This is a genomic window from Mesorhizobium sp. WSM4983 (assembly GCF_029625765.1).
Classification (GTDB): Bacteria; Pseudomonadota; Alphaproteobacteria; order Rhizobiales; family Rhizobiaceae; genus Mesorhizobium.
Genome location: NZ_JARTVM010000008.1, coordinates 213,331 through 235,780, shown reverse-complemented (window position 1 = coordinate 235,780; position 22,450 = coordinate 213,331). Strand labels below are relative to the sequence as shown.

At 64.2% G+C, this 22,450-nt stretch carries 19 protein-coding genes; 5 read left to right on the top strand and 14 right to left on the bottom strand.

Going from position 1 to position 22,450, the window contains the following annotated elements; all coding sequences use genetic code 11:
- Positions 1 to 28: 28 nt before the first annotated feature.
- The gene (locus P9254_RS21590; protein WP_278057116.1) at positions 29 to 1,594 is read left to right on the top strand and encodes a mannitol dehydrogenase family protein; all 1,566 of its coding nucleotides are present in this window, start codon (positions 29 to 31) and stop codon (positions 1,592 to 1,594) included.
- Positions 1,595 to 1,612: 18 nt separating this feature from the next.
- On the opposite strand, the gene P9254_RS21585 is transcribed toward P9254_RS21590, so the two are convergent.
- The 9 genes from P9254_RS21585 to P9254_RS21545 form a co-directional block, all read right to left on the bottom strand.
- Positions 1,613 to 1,876 carry a S26 family signal peptidase gene (locus tag P9254_RS21585; protein ID WP_336619660.1) on the bottom strand — a complete coding sequence of 88 codons (264 nt, stop codon included), beginning with the start codon at positions 1,874 to 1,876 and terminating at the stop codon, positions 1,613 to 1,615.
- A 112-nt stretch (positions 1,877 to 1,988) separates the two neighbouring features.
- Positions 1,989 to 2,396, bottom strand: a complete 408-nt coding sequence (locus P9254_RS21580; RefSeq protein WP_067001534.1) for a F0F1 ATP synthase subunit epsilon — start codon at positions 2,394 to 2,396, stop codon at positions 1,989 to 1,991.
- Positions 2,397 to 2,494: 98 nt separating this feature from the next.
- Positions 2,495 to 4,075, bottom strand: coding sequence for a F0F1 ATP synthase subunit beta (gene atpD / locus P9254_RS21575; protein WP_067002177.1), 1,581 nt, complete (start codon positions 4,073 to 4,075; stop codon positions 2,495 to 2,497).
- 75 nt (positions 4,076 to 4,150) lie between these two features.
- The gene (locus tag P9254_RS21570; RefSeq protein WP_095799719.1) at positions 4,151 to 5,035 is read right to left on the bottom strand and encodes a F0F1 ATP synthase subunit gamma; all 885 of its coding nucleotides are present in this window, start codon (positions 5,033 to 5,035) and stop codon (positions 4,151 to 4,153) included.
- Positions 5,036 to 5,069: 34 nt separating this feature from the next.
- The gene (gene atpA / locus P9254_RS21565) at positions 5,070 to 6,599 is read right to left on the bottom strand and encodes a F0F1 ATP synthase subunit alpha (RefSeq protein WP_067001528.1); all 1,530 of its coding nucleotides are present in this window, start codon (positions 6,597 to 6,599) and stop codon (positions 5,070 to 5,072) included.
- A complete protein-coding gene (locus P9254_RS21560; protein WP_067324965.1) occupies positions 6,599 to 7,159 on the bottom strand; it encodes a F0F1 ATP synthase subunit delta in 561 nt (186 codons plus the stop codon). The genes atpA and P9254_RS21560 overlap by 1 nt, the downstream gene beginning before the upstream one ends.
- 246 nt (positions 7,160 to 7,405) lie before the next feature.
- The gene (locus tag P9254_RS21555; protein ID WP_095799716.1) at positions 7,406 to 7,801 is read right to left on the bottom strand and encodes an AGROH133_08824 family phage infection protein; all 396 of its coding nucleotides are present in this window, start codon (positions 7,799 to 7,801) and stop codon (positions 7,406 to 7,408) included.
- Positions 7,802 to 7,927: 126 nt separating this feature from the next.
- Positions 7,928 to 8,623 carry an aspartate/glutamate racemase family protein gene (locus P9254_RS21550; RefSeq protein ID WP_278057115.1) on the bottom strand — a complete coding sequence of 232 codons (696 nt, stop codon included), beginning with the start codon at positions 8,621 to 8,623 and terminating at the stop codon, positions 7,928 to 7,930.
- A gap of 34 nt (positions 8,624 to 8,657) precedes the next feature.
- Complete coding sequence (locus P9254_RS21545; protein WP_278057114.1) at positions 8,658 to 10,841, bottom strand: primosomal protein N'; 2,184 nt, start codon at positions 10,839 to 10,841, stop codon at positions 8,658 to 8,660.
- A gap of 91 nt (positions 10,842 to 10,932) precedes the next feature.
- Between P9254_RS21545 and fsa the strand changes: the two genes are divergently transcribed.
- Positions 10,933 to 11,589: a fructose-6-phosphate aldolase gene (gene fsa, locus P9254_RS21540; RefSeq protein ID WP_095799713.1), complete on the top strand. Its 657-nt coding sequence runs from the start codon at positions 10,933 to 10,935 to the stop codon at positions 11,587 to 11,589.
- Between the two features lie 92 nt (positions 11,590 to 11,681).
- Here the strand turns inward: fsa and lptE are convergent, their stop codons facing one another.
- Together lptE and leuS are read right to left on the bottom strand one after the other, a co-directional pair.
- A complete protein-coding gene (gene lptE, locus P9254_RS21535; RefSeq protein WP_067324955.1) occupies positions 11,682 to 12,263 on the bottom strand; it encodes an LPS assembly lipoprotein LptE in 582 nt (193 codons plus the stop codon).
- Positions 12,250 to 14,892 (bottom strand): leucine--tRNA ligase, encoded by a 2,643-nt coding sequence (leuS, locus tag P9254_RS21530; RefSeq protein WP_278057113.1) that lies wholly within the window; start codon positions 14,890 to 14,892, stop codon positions 12,250 to 12,252. The genes lptE and leuS overlap by 14 nt, the downstream gene beginning before the upstream one ends.
- A gap of 147 nt (positions 14,893 to 15,039) precedes the next feature.
- On the opposite strand from leuS, the gene P9254_RS21525 reads away from it, so the two are divergent.
- Positions 15,040 to 15,702 (top strand): YggS family pyridoxal phosphate-dependent enzyme, encoded by a 663-nt coding sequence (locus tag P9254_RS21525; protein ID WP_127247285.1) that lies wholly within the window; start codon positions 15,040 to 15,042, stop codon positions 15,700 to 15,702.
- Between the two features lie 162 nt (positions 15,703 to 15,864).
- Here P9254_RS21525 and P9254_RS21520 read toward each other — a convergent pair whose 3' ends face one another.
- The gene (locus P9254_RS21520; protein WP_067001506.1) at positions 15,865 to 16,137 is read right to left on the bottom strand and encodes an usg protein; all 273 of its coding nucleotides are present in this window, start codon (positions 16,135 to 16,137) and stop codon (positions 15,865 to 15,867) included.
- Between the two features lie 304 nt (positions 16,138 to 16,441).
- Here P9254_RS21520 and acs point away from each other — a divergent pair, with 304 nt between their 5' ends.
- Together acs and P9254_RS21510 are read left to right on the top strand one after the other, a co-directional pair.
- A complete protein-coding gene (acs, locus tag P9254_RS21515) occupies positions 16,442 to 18,397 on the top strand; it encodes an acetate--CoA ligase (protein WP_095824161.1) in 1,956 nt (651 codons plus the stop codon).
- On the top strand, positions 18,397 to 19,143 hold the full coding sequence (locus P9254_RS21510) for an MOSC domain-containing protein (protein ID WP_278057112.1): 747 nt from the start codon (positions 18,397 to 18,399) through the stop codon (positions 19,141 to 19,143). Before acs ends, P9254_RS21510 begins: the two co-directional genes overlap by 1 nt.
- Positions 19,144 to 19,155: 12 nt before the next feature.
- On the opposite strand, the gene P9254_RS21505 is transcribed toward P9254_RS21510, so the two are convergent.
- Complete coding sequence (locus P9254_RS21505; protein WP_278057111.1) at positions 19,156 to 20,424, bottom strand: SAM-dependent methyltransferase; 1,269 nt, start codon at positions 20,422 to 20,424, stop codon at positions 19,156 to 19,158.
- A gap of 405 nt (positions 20,425 to 20,829) precedes the next feature.
- Positions 20,830 to 22,248 (bottom strand): pilus assembly protein, encoded by a 1,419-nt coding sequence (locus P9254_RS21500; RefSeq protein ID WP_278057110.1) that lies wholly within the window; start codon positions 22,246 to 22,248, stop codon positions 20,830 to 20,832.
- Positions 22,249 to 22,450 lie beyond the last annotated feature (202 nt).

Sequence of the window (22,450 nt, the reverse complement as noted above, 5' to 3'; positions counted from 1 at the left end):
GACGCGCCGATCGGAGACTTCAAACCCAATGAACAGCCGTCTGTCGAACGCCTCGATCGCGCAGCTGCCGGGCGCAATCGCCGTACCCCGCTACGATCGCGGCGCCGTGACGCCCGGCATCGTCCATCTCGGCGTCGGCGCCTTCCATCGCGCTCATCAGGCGGCCTATGTCGACGCCGTCCTGGCGGATGGCGATACGGGTTGGGGCATCATTGGCGTCTCGCTGCGCAGTCCCGATACACGCGATGCGCTGTCGCCGCAGGACGGGCTTTACACACTGGCGGTGAGGGAAAGCGCCGGCGAGCAGTTGCAGATCATCGGCTCGATCCTGTCGTTGCTGGTGGCGCCCGAAGATCCGGACGCTGTGCTTACCGCGCTCACCGATCCGCGCACCCGCATCGTCACGCTGACCATCACCGAAAAGGCCTATCTAAGGGCCGCCGACGGCAGGCTCGACGAAACTCATCCCGACATCGTCCACGATCTGGGAAACCCTGGATCGCCGAAGACGGCGCATGGTTTCCTGGCCGAGGCGCTTGCGCGCCGCCGCGCCGCCGGCACGCCGCCCTTCACGGTGCTGTGCTGCGACAACCTTCCGGCCAACGGCGCCACGCTGCACCGCCTGCTGATCGAGTTCGCGAAACTGCGCGACTTACGGCTCGCTCGACAGGGCGATGCCGGGCTCGCTCGACAGGGCGATGCCGGGCTCGCTCGACAGGGCGATGCCGAACTCGCCAGCCATGTCGCCAACGAAGTGGCCTTCCCGTCTTCCATGGTCGACCGCATCGTGCCTGCGACCACCGACGCCGACCGGGCGCGCATCGCCGGCGAGCTTGGTCTCGAGGATGCCTGGCCGGTGATGACCGAGCCGTTCCGGCAATGGGTGATTGAGGATCGTTTCCCCACCGGGCGGCCGGCCTGGGAGAAATTCGGCGTCACCATGGTCGAGGATGTCGGTCCCTTCGAGGACATGAAGCTGAGACTGCTCAACGGCGCGCATTCCGGCATCGCCTATCTCGGGCTGCTCAGCGGCCACGCGACCGTCGACCGCGCCCTCGCCGACCCGTCGATCCGACGGTTTGTCGACGCATTGTGGGCCGAAGCCGTGCCGACGCTGCCCCAGGATGCAGGCCTTGATACCGCCGCCTACACCGCCGAGCTCGCCCAGCGCTTCTCCAACACCGCGCTTGCTCATCGCACCGCGCAAATCGCTAATGATGGCAGCCAGAAGCTGCCGCAGCGCATCGTCGCTTCCGCGCTTGCCCGGCTGGAGGCGGGCCTGCTGCCGGAACATCTGTCGCTGGTTGTCGCCGCCTGGATCGCCGCATGCTCCGCGCGCGGTGGCAGCTTGCCCGAGGGTCATTTCACCGACCCGCTCGACGACGCCCTCAGCAACCTGTTCGGCCGCAATCTGCCGGCGGCAACAATGGCCGAGGCCGTGTTCGACCTCGCCGGCTTTGCCAAAGATCATCCGGAGCGACAGAAATTGATCGAGTTTGTCGCGACGCATTTCGTCCATTTCAAGCAGGGCGGTCCGAAGCTGGCTCTCGCGGCGCTCGGCATCGGCAAGGAACCGCCCCGGCTGGCCGAGTAGCGCGTCTCTGAACCGAGACTACTCGCCCGACTCGTTCACGACCTGCCGTGCGGCAGAGTAGGCCCCGTCCAGAACAGGCGCACTGCCTTGCCAACGAGATTGCCGTACGGCACCGTGCCCGGTGAAGCGGCTGTCGGCCAAATTGTCGCGATTGTCGCCGAGCATGAAATATTCATCAGGCGGCACGACGATTTCCGGCGTGTCGTTGCCTGCCGAACTCGTGTCGGGGTCGATCACCCAAACAAGAAGATAGAGCGGCTCGCCGTTTGCATGAAACCGCAAGACACCCTGACAAGCAGGGCGAACTGTCTCCCAAACGAGAAAACGGGCAAACGAGGCAAACAAAAAAGCGGGGCAAGCCCGCTCTCTTTCAGTCCATCCTAAGATGCCGCCGTCAGGCCGGCAGCAGCGCGCCTTCCAACGTGGTGAGCTGGCTGAGAAACTGCTCGGCCTTGCTGCGGGCTTCGTCGTCCTTGGCGTCGGCGGCGTCTTCCCTGGCTTCCTGGATGCGGCGGGCGAGATCAGCGCGGTCGATGTCGCCGACGGCGACCGCCGATTCGGCCAGCAGCGTGCAGCCGGAAGGCAAGATGTCGGCGAAGCCGCCGAACACGACGTAGCGCTCTTCCTTGCCTGCCGCGGTTTTCACCGTGACGACGCCGGGCTTGATCGTGGTCATGACCGGAGCGTGCTGCGCCATCACGGTCATCTCGCCTTCGGCGCCCGGGATGACGACGGACTCGACCTGCTCGGAAACGAGCAGCCGCTCCGGCGAGACCAGTTCGAACTTGAAAGCTTCAGCCATGCCAATCTAGCGAGTAGGGAATAGCGAGTAGCGAGTAGTGAAAAACTCGGCCGGCCCACTGATCCCTATTCGCTACTCCCTATTCGCTATTCGCTTCTTTACGCCGCTTCAGCCGCCAGGCGCTGCGCCTTCTCGACCGCTTCCTCGATGCCGCCGACCATGTAGAAGGCGGCCTCGGGCAGATGGTCGTAATCACCGGCGCAAAGGCCCTTGAAGCCCTTGATGGTGTCGGCAAGGTCGACCAGCTTGCCGGGCGAGCCCGTGAACACTTCGGCGACGAAGAACGGCTGCGACAGGAAGCGCTCGATCTTGCGGGCGCGGGCAACGGTCTGCTTGTCCTCTTCCGACAGCTCGTCCATGCCAAGGATGGCGATGATGTCCTGCAGCGACTTGTAGCGCTGCAGGATGGACTGCACCTGGCGGGCGACCTGGTAGTGCTCCTCGCCGACAACCATCGGGTCGAGCATGCGCGAGGTCGAATCGAGCGGATCAACGGCCGGGTAGATGCCCTTTTCCGAGATCGCGCGGTTGAGCACGGTCGTGGCGTCGAGGTGGGCGAAGGACGTGGCCGGCGCCGGGTCGGTCAAGTCGTCGGCCGGAACGTAGATGGCCTGCACCGAGGTGATCGAACCCTTGGTCGTGGTCGTGATGCGCTCCTGCAGCGCGCCCATGTCGGTGGCGAGCGTCGGCTGATAGCCCACGGCCGAGGGGATGCGGCCGAGCAGCGCCGACACTTCCGATCCCGCCTGAGTGAAGCGGAAGATGTTGTCGACGAAGAACAGCACGTCCTGGCCCTGGTCGCGGAAATACTCGGCGACGGTGAGGCCGGTCAGGCCGACGCGGGCGCGCGCGCCCGGCGGCTCGTTCATCTGGCCGTACACCAGCGCGGCCTTCGAGCCCTGGCCGCCGCCCTTCTTGTTGACGCCCGATTCGATAAACTCGTGATAGAGGTCGTTGCCTTCGCGGGTGCGCTCGCCGACGCCGGCGAACACCGAGAAGCCGCCGTGGGCCTTGGCGACGTTGTTGATCAGCTCCTGGATCAGCACGGTCTTGCCGACGCCGGCGCCGCCGAACAGGCCGATCTTGCCGCCGCGGGCGTAAGGCGCCAGCAGGTCGAGAACCTTGATGCCGGTGACCAGGATCTGCGCTTCCGTCGACTGGTCGACATAGGCCGGGGCCGGCTGGTGGATGGCGCGCATTTCGACGGCGTCGACCGGGCCGGCCTCGTCGACCGGTTCGCCGATGACGTTGATGATGCGGCCGAGCATGCCGGGGCCGACCGGCACCGAAATCGGTCCGCCGGTGTCATAGACATCCTGGCCGCGCACGAGACCTTCGGTCGAGTCCATGGCGATGCAGCGCACGGTGTTCTCGCCGAGATGCTGGGCGACTTCGAGGACGAGGCGGTTGCCGACATTGTCGGTTTCCAGCGCATTCAGAATGGCCGGGAGATGATCTTCGAACTGGACGTCGACGACGGCGCCGATGACCTGGCGCACCTTGCCGGCGGCGCCGACCCGCTTCGCCGCAACGCTGGCCGCCTTCGCCGGAGCCGCTGCCTTGGCCGGAGCGGCCGCCTTCTTGGCCGGAGCGGCATTCGCGGCTGCTGCCGGAGCCTTTGCCGCCTTGGGGGCCGGTGCCGCCTTGGCGGCGGTCTTCGGGGTAGCTGCTTTCGCCATCGTCTTTGCCCTTTTCGTCTGTCTGTTGCTCACGCCTTCTGCCGCGAGGTCGATTGCCTCGGCGGCGGGGCGCGCCTAGAGCGCCTCGGCGCCCGAAATGATTTCGATGAGTTCCTTGGTGATCTGCGCCTGCCGCTGGCGATTGTAGGTGATCGACAGCCTGTTGATCATGTCGCCGGCGTTGCGCGTCGCATTGTCCATCGCGCTCATCTTGGCGCCCATCTCGCCAGCCGCGTTTTCCAGCAGCGCGCGGAAGATCTGCACCGCGATGTTGCGCGGGATGAGGTCGGAGAGGATCTCGCCCGGCTCCGGCTCGTATTCGTAGACGGCCGTGGCGCCGTTGCTCGTCTCGGCAGCGGCGGAAGCCGGGGCCGCCGGGATGATCTGCTGCGCCGTCGGAATCTGGCTGATCACCGACTTGAATTGCGAGTAGAACAAGGTGCAGACGTCGAAGCCGCCCTGATTGAACAGGTTGATCACCTTGCGCGCAATCGCATCGGCATTGACGAAGCCGAGCGTCTTGACCTCGCGCAGGTCGACGCGCTCGAGGATCAGCGAGCCGTACTCGCGGCGCAGGATGTCAAAACCCTTCTTGCCGACGCAGATGATCTTGACCTGCTTGCCGTCGGCGAGAAGCTTACGAATATGCTCGCGGGCTAGGCGCGCGATCTGGGAATTGAAGCCGCCGCACAGTCCGCGCTCGGCGGTGCAGACGACGAGCAGATGCACGTCGTCCCTGCCGGTGCCCGTCATCAGCGCCGGGGCATCGCCGCCGCCGCCGATCGCCTGGGTGATGTTGGCCAGCACAGCCCCCATCCGCTCGGAATAGGGACGCGCCGCTTCCGCCGCTTCCTGCGCGCGACGCAGCTTCGCCGCGGCGACCATCTGCATCGCCTTGGTGATCTTCTGCGTCGCCTTGACCGAGGCGATACGGTTACGAAGGTCTTTTAATGAAGGCATGCTTCAAACCTGATCCCGTGCGTCCGGCTGTTCGTTAAGCGAAGGTCTTGGCGAAGGCGTCGATCTCGGCCTTGAGCTTGCCGCGCAAGTCGTCCGACAGCGCCTTCTCCTTGCGGATGCCGTCGAGCACGTCCTTGCCGGCCGAGCGCATGTGGCTGAGCAGGCCATGCTCGAACTTGCCGACCTGGTTCAGCGCCAGTTTGTCGAGATAGCCATTGACGCCGGCGAAGATCACCGCGACCTGCTCTTCGGTCTTGAGCGGCGAGAACTGCGGCTGCTTCAGGAGCTCCGTCAGGCGCGAACCGCGATTGAGCAGACGCTGGGTGGCGGCGTCGAGGTCGGAGCCGAACTGCGCGAAGGCCGCCATTTCGCGGTACTGCGCGAGCTCGCCCTTGATCGAGCCGGCGACCTGCTTCATCGCCTTGACCTGCGCCGAGGAGCCGACGCGCGACACCGACAGACCGACGTTCACCGCCGGGCGGATGCCCTGGAAGAAGAGGTTGGTCTCGAGGAAGATCTGGCCGTCGGTGATCGAGATCACGTTGGTCGGGATGTATGCCGACACGTCGTTGGCCTGCGTCTCGATGATCGGCAGCGCGGTCAGCGAGCCGTTGCCATTATCGTCGTTGAGCTTCGCGGCGCGCTCCAGCAGGCGCGAATGCAGGTAGAACACGTCGCCCGGATAGGCTTCGCGACCCGGCGGGCGGCGCAGCAGCAGCGACATCTGGCGGTAGGCGACGGCCTGCTTCGACAGGTCGTCATAGCTGATGAGGGCATGCATGCCATTGTCGCGGAAATATTCGCCCATGGTGCAGCCGGCGAACGGCGCCAGGAACTGCATCGGTGCCGGATCCGACGCGGTGGCGGCGATGATGATGGAGTAGTCGAGCGCGCCGCGCTCCTCGAGCACCTTGACGAACTGCGCGACGGTCGAGCGCTTCTGGCCGACAGCGACGTAGACGCAGTAGAGCTTCTCCTTCTCCGGGCCGTTGTCGTGCACCGACTTCTGGTTCAGCATCGTGTCGAGGATGATGGCGGTCTTGCCGGTCTGACGGTCGCCGATGACCAGCTCGCGCTGGCCGCGGCCGACCGGGATAAGCGCGTCGATGGCCTTGAGGCCGGTCGACATCGGCTCATGCACCGACTTGCGCGGAATGATGCCGGGTGCCTTGACGTCGACGCGGCGGCGTTCGGTCGCCTGGATCGGGCCCTTGCCGTCGATCGGATTGCCGAGCGCGTCGACCACGCGGCCGAGCAGGCCGGGACCGACCGGAACGTCGACGATGGCGCCGGTGCGCTTGACGGTGTCGCCTTCCTTGATGTCACGGTCGTTGCCGAAGATGACGACGCCGACATTGTCGGCTTCGAGGTTCAGCGCCATGCCGCGGATGCCGCCCGGGAATTCGACCATCTCGCCGGCCTGGACGTTATCGAGCCCGTAGACGCGGGCAATGCCGTCACCGACGGACAGAACCTGACCGACTTCGGAGACCTCGGCCTCCTTGCCGAAATTCTTGATCTGGTCTTTCAGAATTGCGGAAATTTCCGCGGCGCGGATGTCCATCAGCCGACCTCTTTCAGTGCAAGCTTGAGCGAATTGAGTTTGGTTTTGAGCGACGTATCGATCTGGCGCGAGCCCATCTTGACGATCAGGCCGCCGAGCAGCGACGGGTCGACGGTCATGGCGATGGCCACGTCCTTGCCGGCGATTCCCGTCAGCGTCGCCTTGAGTTCGGCCTGCTGCGCATCCGTCAGCGCATGCGCGGAGGTGACTTCGGCGGACGCCTCGCCACGGTGGTCGGCGGCAATCTGGCGGAACGCCTTGATCATGCCGGGCACGGCGAACAGGCGGCGGTTGCGGGCGACGACGCGCAGGAAATTGCCGACGAGGCCGGTGATGTTGGCTCTGGAGATGATCGCGCCGATCGCCTTGGCCTGATCGTCGCTGGAGAACACCGGGCTGTTGATGAGCCGGGCAAGGTCGGCGCTGCCATTGAGCATCGCCTCGAAATCGTTGAGGTCAGCCTCGACCTGGGCGACCGAATTTTCCTGCAGCGCGAGCTCGAACAGCGAGCTTGCATAGCGCTCTGCGACAGCTGAGATTGGCGATGACGATTGGGCCACGGACCGTCTTTTCTCTTGTCTGACAGGCCGCAGATTGTTGGCGCGAGCGAAAACTCTGGCTAAATCTTTGACCTTACTGCGATTTTTCCAAGCACGGAGGGATGGCTTCCGCTATCCCCGGCCGAAAGTCGATTGCCGTCTAGCACAGGCCTTTTGAGACCGCAATGCATCGTCCGGCATGGTTTCAGGCACTTTTGTCGCATCAGACGGCGAAGGCCGAGCCTGAGCGGCGGATTAGCCACGAATTCACGGTACGAAGCCGAAGGCGAAGGCAAGCGGCAGCGCCGCCAGGGCCAATTCAACCACGATGGAAGCCCAGTTGAAAGGTGTATTGGCGCCGTCCGACATCATCGACAAAAGCCGACCGAAAGCGGTGAACAGCCATGAGAAGCCGAGCGCCATATAGAGCAGCGGCTGCGCGAGCAGGATGCAGCACAGGCTGACGCCGAGATAGAAGCCCGACATGCGGCCGCGCCCTTCGGCGATCGCCGCCGCTTTCTCCGGCTTCGCCTGCAGGCGCAGGATGCGGAAGGCGAGATTCGGCGCCAGGAAGAGGCCGAGGCCGATGAGCAGCGTCACGACGGCGCTCGACCATGCCAGCCACTCGCCCTGGCTCGCCGGCCACGGAAACGCGAACTCCATCTGATCCCCCTCGTAAAGTCTTGTTCTGAAATTGCCGGCATTCTAGCCGAGGAAAATCCGCGCGCCAGATGTCGGCCGGCACATTTGAAAAGACCGCAAGAGAAGAAGCGACAGAAGAGCGCCCGATCAGGACAATGCGAAGTCGATCGCTGCCTCGGCATGGATGCGCGTGGTGTCGAACACCGGCATGTCGAAATCGCCCTGGCCGATCAGTATGGTGATCTCGGTGCAGCCCATGATGAGGCCGTCGATCTTTTCGTCGCGCCGCAGACGGCCGACTTCCTCGACGTAGGCGGACTTCGAGTCGGCTTTGACGACGCCTTGGCAGAGCTCATCATAGATAATCCGGTGCACCATGTCGCGGCCGGCCTGGGCGGGCACGACCGGCTGCAGGCCGTATTTGTCGGCGAGCCGCCCTTTATAGAAATCCTGTTCCATGGTGAAGCGTGTCGCCAGCAGCGCCGGGCGCTTCACGCCTGCGGCGACAACAGCGTGTCCAGTTGCGTCGGCGATATGGATAATGGGAATCGAGATGGCCGCTTGCACCGTGTCGGCGAGTTTGTGCATCGTGTTGGTGCAAATCATCAAGCCCTCGGCGCCGCCGGCCTCCAGCTTGCGCGCTGCTTTTACCAGAAGGACACCGGCGCCGTCCCAGTCGCCGGCATGCTGGCGTTCGCCGATCTCGGCGAAGTCGAACGACCAGAGCAACAGCTCGGCCGAATGCAGCCCGCCCAGCCGCTCGCGCACGATCTCGTTGAGCAGTCGGTAGTAGATCGCCGTCGATTCCCAGCTCATGCCGCCGATAAGGCCCAGGGTTTTCATAAAGCGAGCGCTCCGTTGGGGCTGTCTTTCTCGCTTATAGGAAGCTCTGCGGGTCGATGTCGACCTGCACCCTGACCGAGCCGCGCAGCTTCGGCCCCTCCGCCAGCATGGCTCGAATGAAACCTTGCATGTCGGCGCGCCGCTCGCCTTGCACCAGCAAGCGGAAGCGGTGGCGGCCGCCGATCAGCGACAGCGGCGCCTCGGCCGGTCCGAGCACGAAGAGATCGGAGGCTGTAGGTGCCGCGCGCCGCAAGCCGCGCGCATGGGTTTCGGCCTCGGCGCGTGTCGCGGCACTGACGATGATGCCGGCGAGCCGGCCGAACGGTGGCAGTACGGCCCGCTCCCGCTCCGCGATTTCGCGCTCGTAAAAGGCTTCCGAATCGCCCGAGACGATCGCCCGCATCACCGGATGGTCGGGCTGGTAGGTCTGCAGCAGGCCGAGGCTCTTCTTGCCGGTGCGGCCCGCGCGCCCGGTCACCTGGCTGAGCAGCTGGAAGGTGCGCTCGGCGGCGCGCGGATCGCCATTGGCGAGCCCGAGATCGGCGTCGACCACGCCGACCAGCGTCATGCCGGGGAAGTTGTGACCCTTGGCGACGAGCTGCGTGCCGATGACGATATCGGCCTCGCCATTGGCGACGGCCTCGAGCTCGAGCCGCAGCCGGCGCACGCCGCCCAAGAGATCGGACGACAATACGATCGTGCGGGCTTCCGGGAAATGCGCCACCACTTCCTCGGCGATGCGCTCGACGCCCGGCCCGCAGGCGACCAGATGATCGAGCGTGCCGCATTCCGGGCAGGCCTCCGGCCGCCGCTCATTGTGGCCGCAATGATGGCAAACGAGCTGGCCGCGAAAGCGATGCTCGACCAGCCAGGCCGAGCAGACCGGGCAGCCGAAGCGATGGCCGCAGACGCGGCAGAGCGTCAGCGGCGCATAGCCGCGCCGGTTGAGGAAGAGCAGCGACTGCTCTTGTCTCTCCAGCGTGCGCTCCATCTGCTCCAGAAGGAGAGGCGACAGAAAACCGCCGCGCGCCGGCGGCGCGCTCCGCATGTCGATCGATTTCAGGTCGGGGAGCGCCGCCTCGGCAAAACGCGCCGACAGCACCGCGCGCTGGTAGCGGCCCTGGCTGGCGTTGACGCGGCTCTCGACCGACGGCGTCGCCGAGGCGAGCACGACCGGGAAAGCGCCGATATGGCCGCGCACCACCGCCATGTCGCGCGCATTATAGAAGACGCGGTCTTCCTGTTTGTAGGCCGGGTCATGCTCCTCGTCGACGACGATCAGGCCTAGCTCCTTGAACGGCAAGAACAGCGCCGAGCGCGCCCCGGCGACGACGCGCACGCCACCCTCCGCCACCTGCCGCCAGACGCGTTCGCGCATCCTGGGCGGCAGGTCCGAATGCCACTCCGCCGGTTTGGCTCCGAAGCGGTCCTGGAAGCGCTCGAGGAAAGCGTGCGTCAGCGCGATCTCCGGCAGCAGGATCAGCACCTGCTTGCCCTTGTCGAGCGCCGCCGCCACCGCCTCGAAATAGACTTCCGTCTTGCCCGATCCGGTGACGCCGTCGAGCAGGGTGACGTTGAAGGCGCCGGCGGCGATCGCCGCGCGCAGCTTCTCGGCCGCCGCCTTCTGGTCCGGCATCAATTCCGGCACAGCATGGCCGGGATCGGGTGCGGCGACCACCGGCCTTGGCGGGATCATCACCGTCTCAAACACGCCTTGTGCCCTCAAGCCATCAATGACGGTCGAGGAGACACCCGCCGCATGGGCGAGACCGGAGCGCGTCCAGGCAAGCCCGCCTTCGGCCGTCTCCAGCACGCGGCGTCGCGCGTCGGTCAATCGGTCGGGCTCGGCAAGCGTGCGCTGCAGGCCTTCGATCCACGGCTCCGGGTCGAAAGCTTCCGGCGCCCTCAACAACATCCGCGCCACCATGCCGGGCGCCGACAGCGTGTATTGGGCGATCCAGTCGACGAAACGGCGCATGGCCTTGTCGATCGGCGGGCAGTCGAAGACCTCCTCGATCGGCCGCAGCTTTTTCGGATCGACGGATTCGACGACGGCGTCCCAGACGATGCCGGCGACCTGCCGCGGCCCCAGCGGCACGCGCACGATCGAGCCCGGCACCACGCGCATGCCTGGCGGCACGGCATATGTGTAGGGCCGTTCGGCCGGCATCGGCACCAGCACCGGCGCGGCCGCGACAAAGGGCGAATCTTCGATCATCGGGCGTGACCTTGCCCCGACTTTGCTCTAGATCAAAGGGGACCCCCGCATCTGCCTGGCCGGCGTTCAGGCAATCCCCAAGGAGACAGCCATGAAGTTTTTTGTCGATACCGCTGACATCAAGGAAATTAAGGAGCTGCACGATCTGGGGCTGCTCGATGGCGTCACCACCAACCCGTCGCTGATCCTGAAATCGGGCGGCAAGATCGCCGAGGTCACCAAGCAGATCTGCGACATTGTCGAAGGCCCGGTCTCGGCCGAGGTCGTGGCGACCGAGTACAAGGAGATGATGGCCGAGGCCGAGGTGCTGGCCAAGATCGCACCGAATGTGGCCATCAAGGTGCCGCTGACGCTGGATGGTCTGAAGGCCTGCAAGACGATCCGCACCGAGATGAACCGCATGGTCAACGTCACGCTCTGCTTCTCGGCCAACCAGGCGCTGCTTGCCGCCAAGGCCGGCGCCTCCTTCATCTCGCCCTTCGTCGGCCGCATCGACGACACCGGCTCGGACGGCATGGAGCTGATCTCCGAAATCCGCACCATCTACGACAATTACGATTTCAAGACCGAGATCCTGACCGCTTCCGTGCGTACGGTGAACCACGTCAAGCAGGCGGCTTTGATCGGCGCCGATATCGTGACCGCGCCGCCGGCGACGTTGAAGGCGCTGGTCAACCATCCGCTCACCGACAAGGGCCTCGCCGCCTTCCTCGCCGACTGGGCCAAGACCGGCCAGAAGATTGGCTGAGGCCGGAGAGCAGACAACAAAAGGCCGGGGGTAACCTGGCCTTTTTTATTGCCTCGAATAGGGGAATAGTGCGGCGGCGCCCAGAGACCAGCTCAGGCCTTCTTGCCATTCTTGGCTAGGTCCTGGGCGATCGCCAGCCTGAGCAGATCGGCGAGCTCGCGGGCGGCGCGGTTCTCGGCGTCGATCTGCGCCCGGTAGGCCGCAAACTCCTGGCGCGGCCGGTCGAAGGAGGAAGGAATCGAGCGCTTGCCGAGCGCGACCACAGTGCCGGTCGCGGCGTCTCTGAGCACATAATTGGCGGTGAGGGTCACGGTGCCCGCCGTCGGCTCGTCCTCTTCGGTCTGCACCTGAACGATGGCCGCCGACTCGACAAGCTCGGTGACGCCGAGGTCGAGCGTATAGGCAGGCGATGCCGGCTCGCCCGAGCCCTGGCCGAAAGCGAAGATCAGATTGTTGCGCACCTGCTGTGCAGGGCGGGTGCTCACCGGCTTGATCGAGATCGAGGCCAGCTCGGCGGCGGCCCCGACCTGCGAGCCGGCGGTGAGCGGCGCGCTGGAATAGAGCGGCCGTACCGTGCAGGCGGAGACCAGTGCCAGCGAGGCGATCAGGCCGCTGAGAGCAGCGCGACGCAGCAAACGCGCCGCCTGTGACTTTTCCGGATCAGGCAACGACATTGACGATCCTCTGCGGGATGATGATCACCTTGCGCGGGGCTTTACCATCGAGCGCTTTCTGCACGAAGTCGAGAGCCAGCACCGCTTTTTCGACGGCACCTTGATCCGCGTCGCGGGCAATTGTCAAATCCCCGCGCTTCTTGCCGTTGACCTGCACCGGCAGCATGATCTCGTGGTCGACGACTAGGGCCGGATCGTAGGCAGGCCAAGGCCGTTCGGCGACCATCTCGGTGCCGCCCAACGCCTCCCAGCATTCCTCGGCCAGATGCGGCATCACCGGCGCGATCACATGCACCAGGATCTCGACGGCCTCGCGGCAGGCGCCCTTCAGCGCCGCGTCAGCCTTGCCTTCGGCGACGTCGTTGAGCGGCACGGCCAGCGCATTGGCAAGCTCGTAGATGCGGGCGATAGCTCGGTTGAAGCCGAGCTTCTCGATGTCCTCGCCGATCGCCTTAAGAATCTTGTGCGCGGCCTTGGAAACGGCACCTGCCTCGCCTTCGCTCGCCGCGGCCGGCTTCACGTCGCCAAGCTGTTCGGCCGAGATCTGCACCAGGCGCCAGACGCGCTGCACGAAGCGATGCGCGCCGGCGGCACCTTCGTCGGTCCATTCGACGTCGCGCTCGGGCGGCGAATCCGACAGCATGAACCAGCGCGCGGTATCGGCTCCGTAGCCGTCGGTGATCTCCTCCGGACTCACCGTGTTCTTCTTCGATTTCGACATCTTCTCGAGCGCGCCGATCGACGCTTCCTCGCCGGTCGCGATCTCGATGGCGCGGCGCTTGCCGCCGGCATCCTCGATCCTGACCTCGCTCGGCGACAGCCAGCGCCCATTTGTCGACGGACCGCCGACGCGGTAGGTCTCGTGTACCACCATGCCTTGCGTGAACAGGCCCTTGAACGGCTCGGCGAGGTTCAAATGGCCGGTCTCGCGCATGGCACGCGTGAAGAAGCGCGAATAGAGCAGATGCAGGATCGCGTGCTCGATGCCGCCGATATACTGGTCCACCGCCAGCCACTCGTCCGCCGCCTTCGGCTCGGTCGGCTCGTTCGCCCAGGGGGCGGTGAAGCGCGCGAAATACCACGACGAATCGACGAATGTATCCATCGTGTCGGTCTCGCGCCGCGCGTCGCGCCCGCATTGCGGGCATTTCACGTGACGCCATGTCGGATGCCGATCGAGCGGATTGCCCGGACGGTCGAACTCGATGTCGTCAGGCAGTTTCACCGGCAGATCGGCCTTCGGCACCGGCACCACGCCGCAGGCCTCGCAGTGGATCATCGGGATCGGGCAGCCCCAGTAGCGCTGGCGCGAGATGCCCCAATCGCGCAGGCGGAAATTCACCTTGCGCTCCGCCATCGGCCGGCCGCCGATCGTCTTCTGTTCGAGCAGCTTCGCCACCTCGTCGAACGCGCGCTGCGGCTTCATGCCGTCGAGGAAGCGCGAATTGATCATCACGCCGTCGTCGACATAGGCCTCCTCGGTGATCTGGAAGCTTTTTGCGTCGCCGTCTTCCGGCATCACTACCGGGACTACCGGCAGGCCGTATTTGTTGGCGAAGTCGAGGTCGCGCTGATCGCCCGACGGGCAGCCGAAGATGGCGCCCGTGCCATACTCCATCAGCACGAAATTCGCGACGTAGACAGGCAGCGTCCAGCCGTCGTCGAAAGGATGGACGACGCGGATGCCGGTATCGAAACCCTTCTTTTCGGCCGTCTCAAGCGCCGCCACCGAGGTGCCCATATGGCGGACCTCGTCGATGAACTTGGCCAGCGCCGGATTGTTCTCGGCGGCTTGTTTGGCTAGCGGATGATCCGCCGCGACCGCCATGAAGGAGGCGCCGAAGATGGTGTCCGGCCTGGTCGTGTAGACTTCCAGCTCGTGCATGTCGCCGCCGATCTTGGCAGAGCTTGCAGCCGCCAGCGGCCAGCGGATCAGCAGCCCTTCCGAGCGGCCGATCCAGTTGTGCTGCATCAGCTTGACCTTCTCCGGCCATTCGTCGAGACGGCCGAGCGAATCCAGCAGGTCCTGCGCGAAATCGGTGATCTTGAAGAACCACTGCGTCAACTCGCGCTGCTCGACCAGCGCGCCCGAGCGCCAGCCGCGGCCGTCGATGACCTGCTCGTTGGCGAGCACCGTCATGTCTGCCGGGTCCCAGTTGACCTTGGAGGATTTGCGCGTCACCAGCCCCTTCTCGACGAAGTCGAGGAACAGCATCTGCTGGCGGTGATAGTAGTCGACGTCGCATGTGGCGAACTCCCGCGCCCAGTCGAGCGACAGGCCCATCATCTTGAGCTGCTCGCGCATGACGGCGATGTTTTCGTAGGTCCAGTCCTTGGGATGGACCTTGTTCTGCATCGCTGCGTTCTCGGCCGGCATGCCGAAGGCGTCCCAACCCATCGGGTGCAGCACGTTGAAGCCCTTGGCCCGCTTGTAGCGCGCGACGACGTCGCCCATCGTATAGTTGCGGGTGTGGCCGATATGGATCTTCCCCGAGGGATAAGGGAACATCTCGAGCACGTAGTATTTCGGCTTCGGGTCCTCGTTCCTGGCCTCGAACAGCTTCTTTTCGGCCCAGGCCTTCTGCCATTTGGGCTCTGACGTGCGCGGATTGTATCGTTCGGTTGCCATCAGATGTTTTTCACTTAAAAGCGGGTGCGCGGCGCTGGGCAAGGCCGGCAGCCGAGACAATGTCGTCGCGGTGTTCACCATGGATTGCCAGACCCGTCAACTGTGGCGATCCGGCGTTGGTGCTAAAACTATGGGCAGGATATGGACATGACGAGCCCCGTCGAACAGCTTCGCGCGGTCAAGGCGAAGATCGCAAGCGCCGAACGCGAGGCAAAGCGTGAGCCCGGCGCCGTCATGCTGGTTGCGGTCTCGAAGACCTTCGCGGCCGAAGATATCCGCCCGGTCATCGAGGCGGGCCAGCGTGTTTTCGGCGAGAACCGCGTGCAGGAAGCTCAAGGTAAATGGCCGGCGCTGAAAGCGGCGTTTCCCGACATCGAGCTGCACCTGATCGGGCCGCTGCAATCCAACAAGACGAAGGAAGCGGTGGCGCTTTTCGATGTCATCGAGACCGTCGATCGCGAGAAGATCGCCGCCGAGCTTGCCAAGGAGACCGCCAGGCAAGGCCGGGCGCCGAAACTCTATGTCCAGGTCAACACCGGTTCCGAGCCGCAGAAGGCCGGCATCGAGCCGCGCGACGCCGTCGCTTTCGTCAAACGCTGCCGCGAGGTGCACGGCCTCGCCATTGAGGGCCTCATGTGCATCCCGCCGGCGGACGAGAATCCCGGCCCGCATTTCGCGCTTTTGGAAAAGATCGCCCGCGAGGCCGGCGTCGCAATGCTCTCGATGGGCATGTCCGGCGATTACGAGACCGCGATCGCCTTCGGCGCGACCAGTGTCAGGCTGGGCTCGGCAATCTTCGGCAGTCGCTAAGCGCCTCGACACGCTGGCAGCGATCTTGTTACCGAGCCGACAATCGAACGATAACGCTTCCGCCGGCGCTTGAAACGAACCGGGCCGTTCCTACCAAGCCCGCGGATGACGAGTGATGGGCGTTTCCGCCAACATTCGACGTACAGAGAACCTCTGCGCCGCTCAGTGCAGCACGAACTCCCCGTCCACTTTCCGCCACTCGTTCGGCGCGATCAGCTTCTGGTGCGTGTACGTCACCGAATGCAGCGGGCCGTCGAGCTTGGTCTTCCAGAATTCGATGAAGCGGATCAGCACCGGAAACTCCGGCGCGATGTCGTAATCCTGCCAGATATAGCTTTGCAGCAGATGTGGATGGTCTGGGAAGTGATAAAGGATCTTGGCCGTGGTCAGCCCATAGCCGCTGAGCATCAAGTCCATTTCGAGATGATGGCGCATTGCCGTCCTCAGTTGATTCTCCTTTCCTCCCAACGCGAAACTCTGCGCCTCGTTGCTTAACCGTCTATTGATTTTCGCATATCAGACCCAAGTTTTCCATCGGAAAAACAGACGGTTAGCAGCCCTAGGGCGAGAGTGCTGACAGGCGTTTGCACTTGCCCCTGCGTCATCCCGCCGCGCGAATCCAACGTCTAATATTGCCGTCACGGCGGAACTGTTAATAATGCCGCGAATTCACGGCTGCTTCGCCGTGATGCCGTCGGCACATCAAGCCGGCGGAACGGTTTCGGAGGAAAGCTAGAAAATGTCCGATGTCCATGTCCACCGCGTCCAGCCGGCGTGGAAGAAAAACGCGCTGATCGACAACGACACCTATCTCAAATGGTATGCCGACAGCGTGAAGAACCCGGACAAGTTTTGGGGCAAGCACGGCAAGCGCATCGACTGGTTCAAGCCCTTCACCAAGGTCAAGAACACTTCCTTCGACGGCAAGGTCTCGATCAAGTGGTTCGAGGACGGCCAGACCAATGTTTCCTACAACTGCATCGACCGGCATCTGAAGAAGCGCGGCAACCAGACCGCCATCATCTGGGAAGGCGACAACCCTTACGATGACAGGAAGATTACCTACAACGAGCTCTATGCGCATGTCTGCCGCTTCGCCAATGTCCTGAAGAAGCACGGCGTCAAGAAGGGCGACCGCGTTACCATCTACATGCCGATGATCCCCGAAACGGCTTACGCGATGCTTGCCTGCACGCGTATCGGCGCCATCCATTCGGTCGTCTTCGGCGGCTTCTCGCCCGATGCGCTGGCCGGCCGCATCGACGACTGCAAGTCGACCATCGTCATCACCGCCGACGAGGGCCTGCGCGGCGGCAAGCCGATTGCGCTGAAGGACAACACCGACAAGGCCATCGACATCGCCGCCAAGGCCGGCACCAAGGTGGAAAAAGTGGTGGTGGTGCGACGCACCGGCGGCAAGACCGGCTGGGTGCCGGGCCGCGACGTCTGGTACCACGATGAGGCCGCGACCGTTAAGGCCGACTGCAAACCCGAGAAGATGAAGGCGGAGGACCCGTTGTTTATCCTCTACACATCGGGCTCAACCGGCAAGCCGAAGGGCGTGCTGCACACCACCGCCGGCTATCTCGTCTATGTTTCGATGACGCACCAGTATGTCTTCGATTACCATGACGGCGACATCTACTGGTGCACCGCCGATGTCGGCTGGGTCACCGGCCACAGCTACATCGTCTATGGCCCTTTGGCCAACGGCGCCACGACGCTGATGTTCGAGGGCGTGCCGAACTACCCGTCGCAGTCGCGCTTCTGGGAAGTCGTCGACAAGCACCAGGTCAACATCTTCTACACCGCGCCGACGGCGCTGCGCGCCCTGATGGGCGCCGGCGATTCCCATGTGAAGAAGACCTCGCGCAAGTCGCTGCGCGTGCTGGGCACGGTCGGCGAGCCGATCAATCCGGAAGCCTGGGAGTGGTATTTCAACGTCGTCGGCAACGCCAAGGTGCCGATCGTCGACACATGGTGGCAGACCGAGACCGGCGGCATCCTGATCACGCCGCTGCCGGGCGCCACCGACCTTAAGGCCGGCTCGGCGACACGGCCCTTCTTCGGCGTCAAGCCGCAGCTGGTCGATGGCGAAGGCAAGGTGCTGGAAGGCGCGGCCGACGGCAATCTCTGCATCACCGATTCCTGGCCCGGCCAGATGCGCACCGTCTATGGCGATCACGACCGTTTCGTGCAGACCTATTTCTCGACTTACAAGGGCAAATACTTCACCGGCGACGGCTGCCGCCGTGACGCCGACGGCTACTACTGGATCACCGGCCGCGTCGACGACGTCATCAACGTTTCAGGCCACCGCATGGGCACGGCGGAAGTTGAATCGGCGCTGGTCAGCCACGACAAGGTCTCGGAAGCCGCCGTCGTCGGCTATCCGCACGATATCAAGGGTCAGGGAATCTACTGCTACGTCACGCTGATGTCCGGCACGACGTCGAGCGAGGATCTGCGCAAGGAGCTTGTCGCCCATGTCCGCAAGGAGATCGGCGCCATCGCAACGCCCGACAAGATCCAGTTCGCGCCGGGCCTGCCCAAGACCCGTTCAGGCAAGATCATGCGGCGCATCCTGCGCAAGATCGCCGAGGACGATTACGGCGCGCTCGGCGACACCTCGACGCTCGCCGATCCGGCCGTGGTCGACGATCTCGTTGCCAACCGGCAGAATAAAAGGGCCTGATGAACGCGCAGTCCGCACTCGGCACCGTCAGCCAGCTATGGCGCTATCCGGCGAGCTCGCTCGCCGGCGAGCGGCTGGACACCATCTCCGTCGGCACGTCGACTGTCGACGGCGACCGGCTGTTCGGCCTGGTCGATGCCTCGGATGGCGAGATCGCCAGGCCGGACCGCGGACCGAAATGGCACAAGGTGCCGCTGATCCGCACCCGGCTGACCGAAGACCGCCGGCTCGAAGTGGCTGTGCCCGGCGGCGACTGGCTGCCGGCGCCCGACCCGGAAAGCGACCGGGTTCTTTCCGGATTTCTCGGCTTCGACGCCTCGATCCGGCCTTACTTCCGCGAGCACGCGCCGGGCTATGCCGGCCCGCTGACGGCCGAGCGATACAGCAGGACGCCGATCCATCTGCTCACCACCGCCTCGCTGGCGCGGCTGAAGGCGCTGCATCCGCAAGGCGTGCCAGATTCGCGCCGCTTTCGCCCCAACATCGTCGTCGACATGGAGCCGGTGGAAGGCTCCTTCCCGGAGACGGAATGGCTCGGCCGCAAGCTCGCGATCGGCGATCTGCTGCTCACGATCTCCGAGCCCTGCCGCCGCTGCGGCTTCACCATCATCGCCCAGGACGGCTTCGACAACGACCCCGGCATCCTGCGCAACCTGGTCCGCTACAACGCCCACAATATCGGCGTTTATTGCACCGTCGACCGGCCGGCACGCGTCGAGATCGGCGCGGAAGTGCGGTTCGCCTGACCTGCCTTGTCCCTACCGGTACAAATCTTCACGCGTCGGCGGCAGGCCGCTTGGTCCCCGCGCGCGCTTGGTGGCGACGGTCTGGAAAATCTGCGCCGAGGCGCGTTCGAAGGCGATCGAGCAGCCGGTGAGATAGAGCAGCCATAGCCGCGCTTTCGCCTCGCCGACCTCGGCGATCGCCTCGTCGAAGCGCGCATGGAGACGCTCGGCCCACAGCCGGCAGGTGCGCTGATAATGCTCGCGAAGGTTCTCGACATCATGGACGAGGAAGCCACGCGCCTCGAGATTGCCGAGCGTCATGCCGATCGTGTCGAGCTCTCCGCCTGGGAAGATGTATTTGATCAGCGCCTTGTATTCCGGGCCCTTGCGCAACGTCTTGCGGATGTCGCCCTTGCTGCGCCTGGTGATGGCGTGGTGCAGATAGACGCCGCCGGGCTTGAGCAGACGATGGACGGCCGAAAAGTAGGCGTCGTGATTGGCGATACCCAGATGCTCGAACATGCCGATGGACGATATCTTGTCGAATGCGCCGGAGAGCTCGGCGTAGGATTTGATCTCGATGGTGATGCGGTCCTCGAGACCCTCGGCGCGGATGCGCTCGCGGGCAAGCTGCGTCTGGGCCCGCGACAACGAGACGCCATGGCCGACGACGCCGTAATGCTTCGCTGCATGGATCAGCATCGCGCCCCAGCCGCAGCCGATATCGAGCAGCCTTTCGCCGGGCTTCAGCCTGAGCTTGCGGCAGATATGGTCGAGCTTGTCGACTTGCGCCTGGTCGATGCCGTTGGCGAAATCCTTGAAATACCCACAGCTATAGACCATGCGCTCGTCAAGGAAGAGCCGGTAGAAGGCATTCGAGATGTCGTAGTGATGCTGGATCGCTTCCTTGTTCGACCCGCTGACATAGGGGTTGCCGCCGGAGAGGTCGCTGCGCGCCGTCATCTGTTTTCGCGAGAACAGCACCACCGGCAGGTCGCGCAGGATCTCCAGCTTGGGCAATGATCTGAGCTTCGTCTTGAGCCTGCCCTGCGAGGGCACGGCGTAGAAGTCGAACAGCGTGCCCTCTTCGATGTCGACGGTCTTGGAAATCCACATCTCGACAAGCGTCGAGAAGGCAGGACGCCGCACCAGTTGCCAGACGATGTCCTGATCGTTGATGGCAAGCACCGGACCGCCGGCGGGCCCGATCCGCTCGCCGGTCCAAAGCCTGACCGCAAAACCCGGCTTCAACGTCTCGACGACCCTGCGTACGATCCGCGCGGCTCTGTCGGCGGCGTCCATTCCCACCTCCCAATAGGCGAACCCCGCCCTCGAGCGCCACTGTCGTCCACCGGCCCGTCGACCGCAATCCCGATCTGTTGCGCAAAAGCATCGCGCGAGGATGATCCTCGCCCGATGCACGGCCATTCCGTAGCGTCATCTTGTGTTTTGCCGCGACGCACCCCATCATTTGGCTGTGTTCAACAAACCGAAAGGAGGTGATCCGATGTCGAGTGATTTCGTTTTCCATAACGTGAGCTCAGCGGATTGCACTTCCGGGAAGCAGTCTTCCCGTTAAGGCGCGAGACGCGCGGCAGGTGACCCGAAGGGGTCGCCGCCAGGAGCCGCGTCATGGACGGAAACACGGAAGGCCGCCTGCTTCGTCAAGAAGCGGCGGCCTTTTCCTTCTGCGGGCTGACCTGTGGATCAGCGATTGATGGTGAGCTTCTCGATGTTGCGGGTGATCTGATCGAAGGCATCTGACAGTTCGGCGCCTGTGGCGGCCTCGTAAAAATGCTTCAGCGACGACGTGTCGTCGGTCGCACAGTCCTTCAATACGGATCTCGCTTGATCCCTCTCGATCGTCGTCATCGACGGATCGTTGAGATCGAAGCCGATGGTGAAGACCTCTATGCCGTCGTGCTTCATATTCTCGCAAATGGCTTCGGCATTGGCGCGCGACCTCCGGCCCTCGTCGTCGGACGCGGACGTGCCGCGCCCGCGGGCAAAGGCGGTGTTGAACTGGCCATCCGTCATCAGGATGGCGATCTTTGCCACTTTCTTCGGATCGAAATTCGCCGGACCGGCGCCCAGGCGGGCATCGGCGATGGCCGAACGCCAGGACGGCGAAAGCATGTAATAGCCCCATTGCGCGGCAATGCCACCTGCCGTCACGCCCGCAGCTTGGAAATGACCGATGGCCGTGAGCAGCTTGTCCTGATCGGCCGTCAGCGGAACCAGCGCCGCGGATGGACACACTTTCATGCGGTAGTCGCGGTTGACCTTGGCCTGATAGGTCCTGCCATTGTTGTCCTGCCACAGCGTATACGGGCCGTCGGACGAATAATCGGCATAGCCGTCCTTGTCCTTGCGCTCGGTGGCGCATTTGTCAGGCGCGGTCGTCACGGAAACGGCAAGGGGCGCATCGATCGGCGGCGGCAGCTTCGGTCCGGTCGAGGTCTCGACGAAGACGGTGTCGGCGAGGCCGCCAGTGTTGACGGCCTCGGCATAGGGGACGATCGCCACCCGGACCCGAGGCTCGCTGGGATCCCGGTTCTGTCCCAGGAGATCCTTGACCGTCTGCGACGCGGCCGCCTGCAGGTCGCCGATCTTATTGGTCTTGGCGCGCTTGTTGGCCGCCATGGAACCGGTGATGTCGAGCATCAGCGCCACCTCGATCTTCTTGTCCGAATAGAGCGCGGTGGTCGAGGCGGCGACACGCTGAATATCGCCAACGCTGAACAGCGGAAAATAGAGGCCGACATCGGCATGCGCATTCACCTGCACGGTCTTCGATGTCCTGTCGATGGTGAGCTTGTCGAGCACGATCTGGCCGGCCTGCAAGATGCCGGCCGCGCTGTTGGCGTCGAGAAACGCCTGTACCGATGCGTTGGCATCGGCTTCCTTGATGATGCCTAGGGTGAGATCGCGTGCCGTCGAAGTCACAGCGGCATCGACGACGCTCTGCAGACTCGATCTCGCATTGTAGACCTGCGCGATATTGACTGCGAATCCCACCCCCAGCGCCAGCACCGATGCGGCAGCCCCAAACAGAACCGCGAAATTGCCTCCGCGATCCCGCGCAAAGCCGTCCACCCCACGAGCGAGACCTTTCAACTGCCGCATCGTCACCCTCGCCTGCTGCGGCTTCGGTGCCGCTCAACGGAAGCGCTGCAGGATTTCGGCCAGACACGGCCACCCTTCTGTTCGAAAGCGCGGAGCGACAGCTAACTCATTGTTTCTGCTGGAACACGGCAGACAGGAAGGTGAATGGCGGGTAAATGGAAACACAATAGGGAAATGCCGTTCATAAAGCGCTTACCATGAG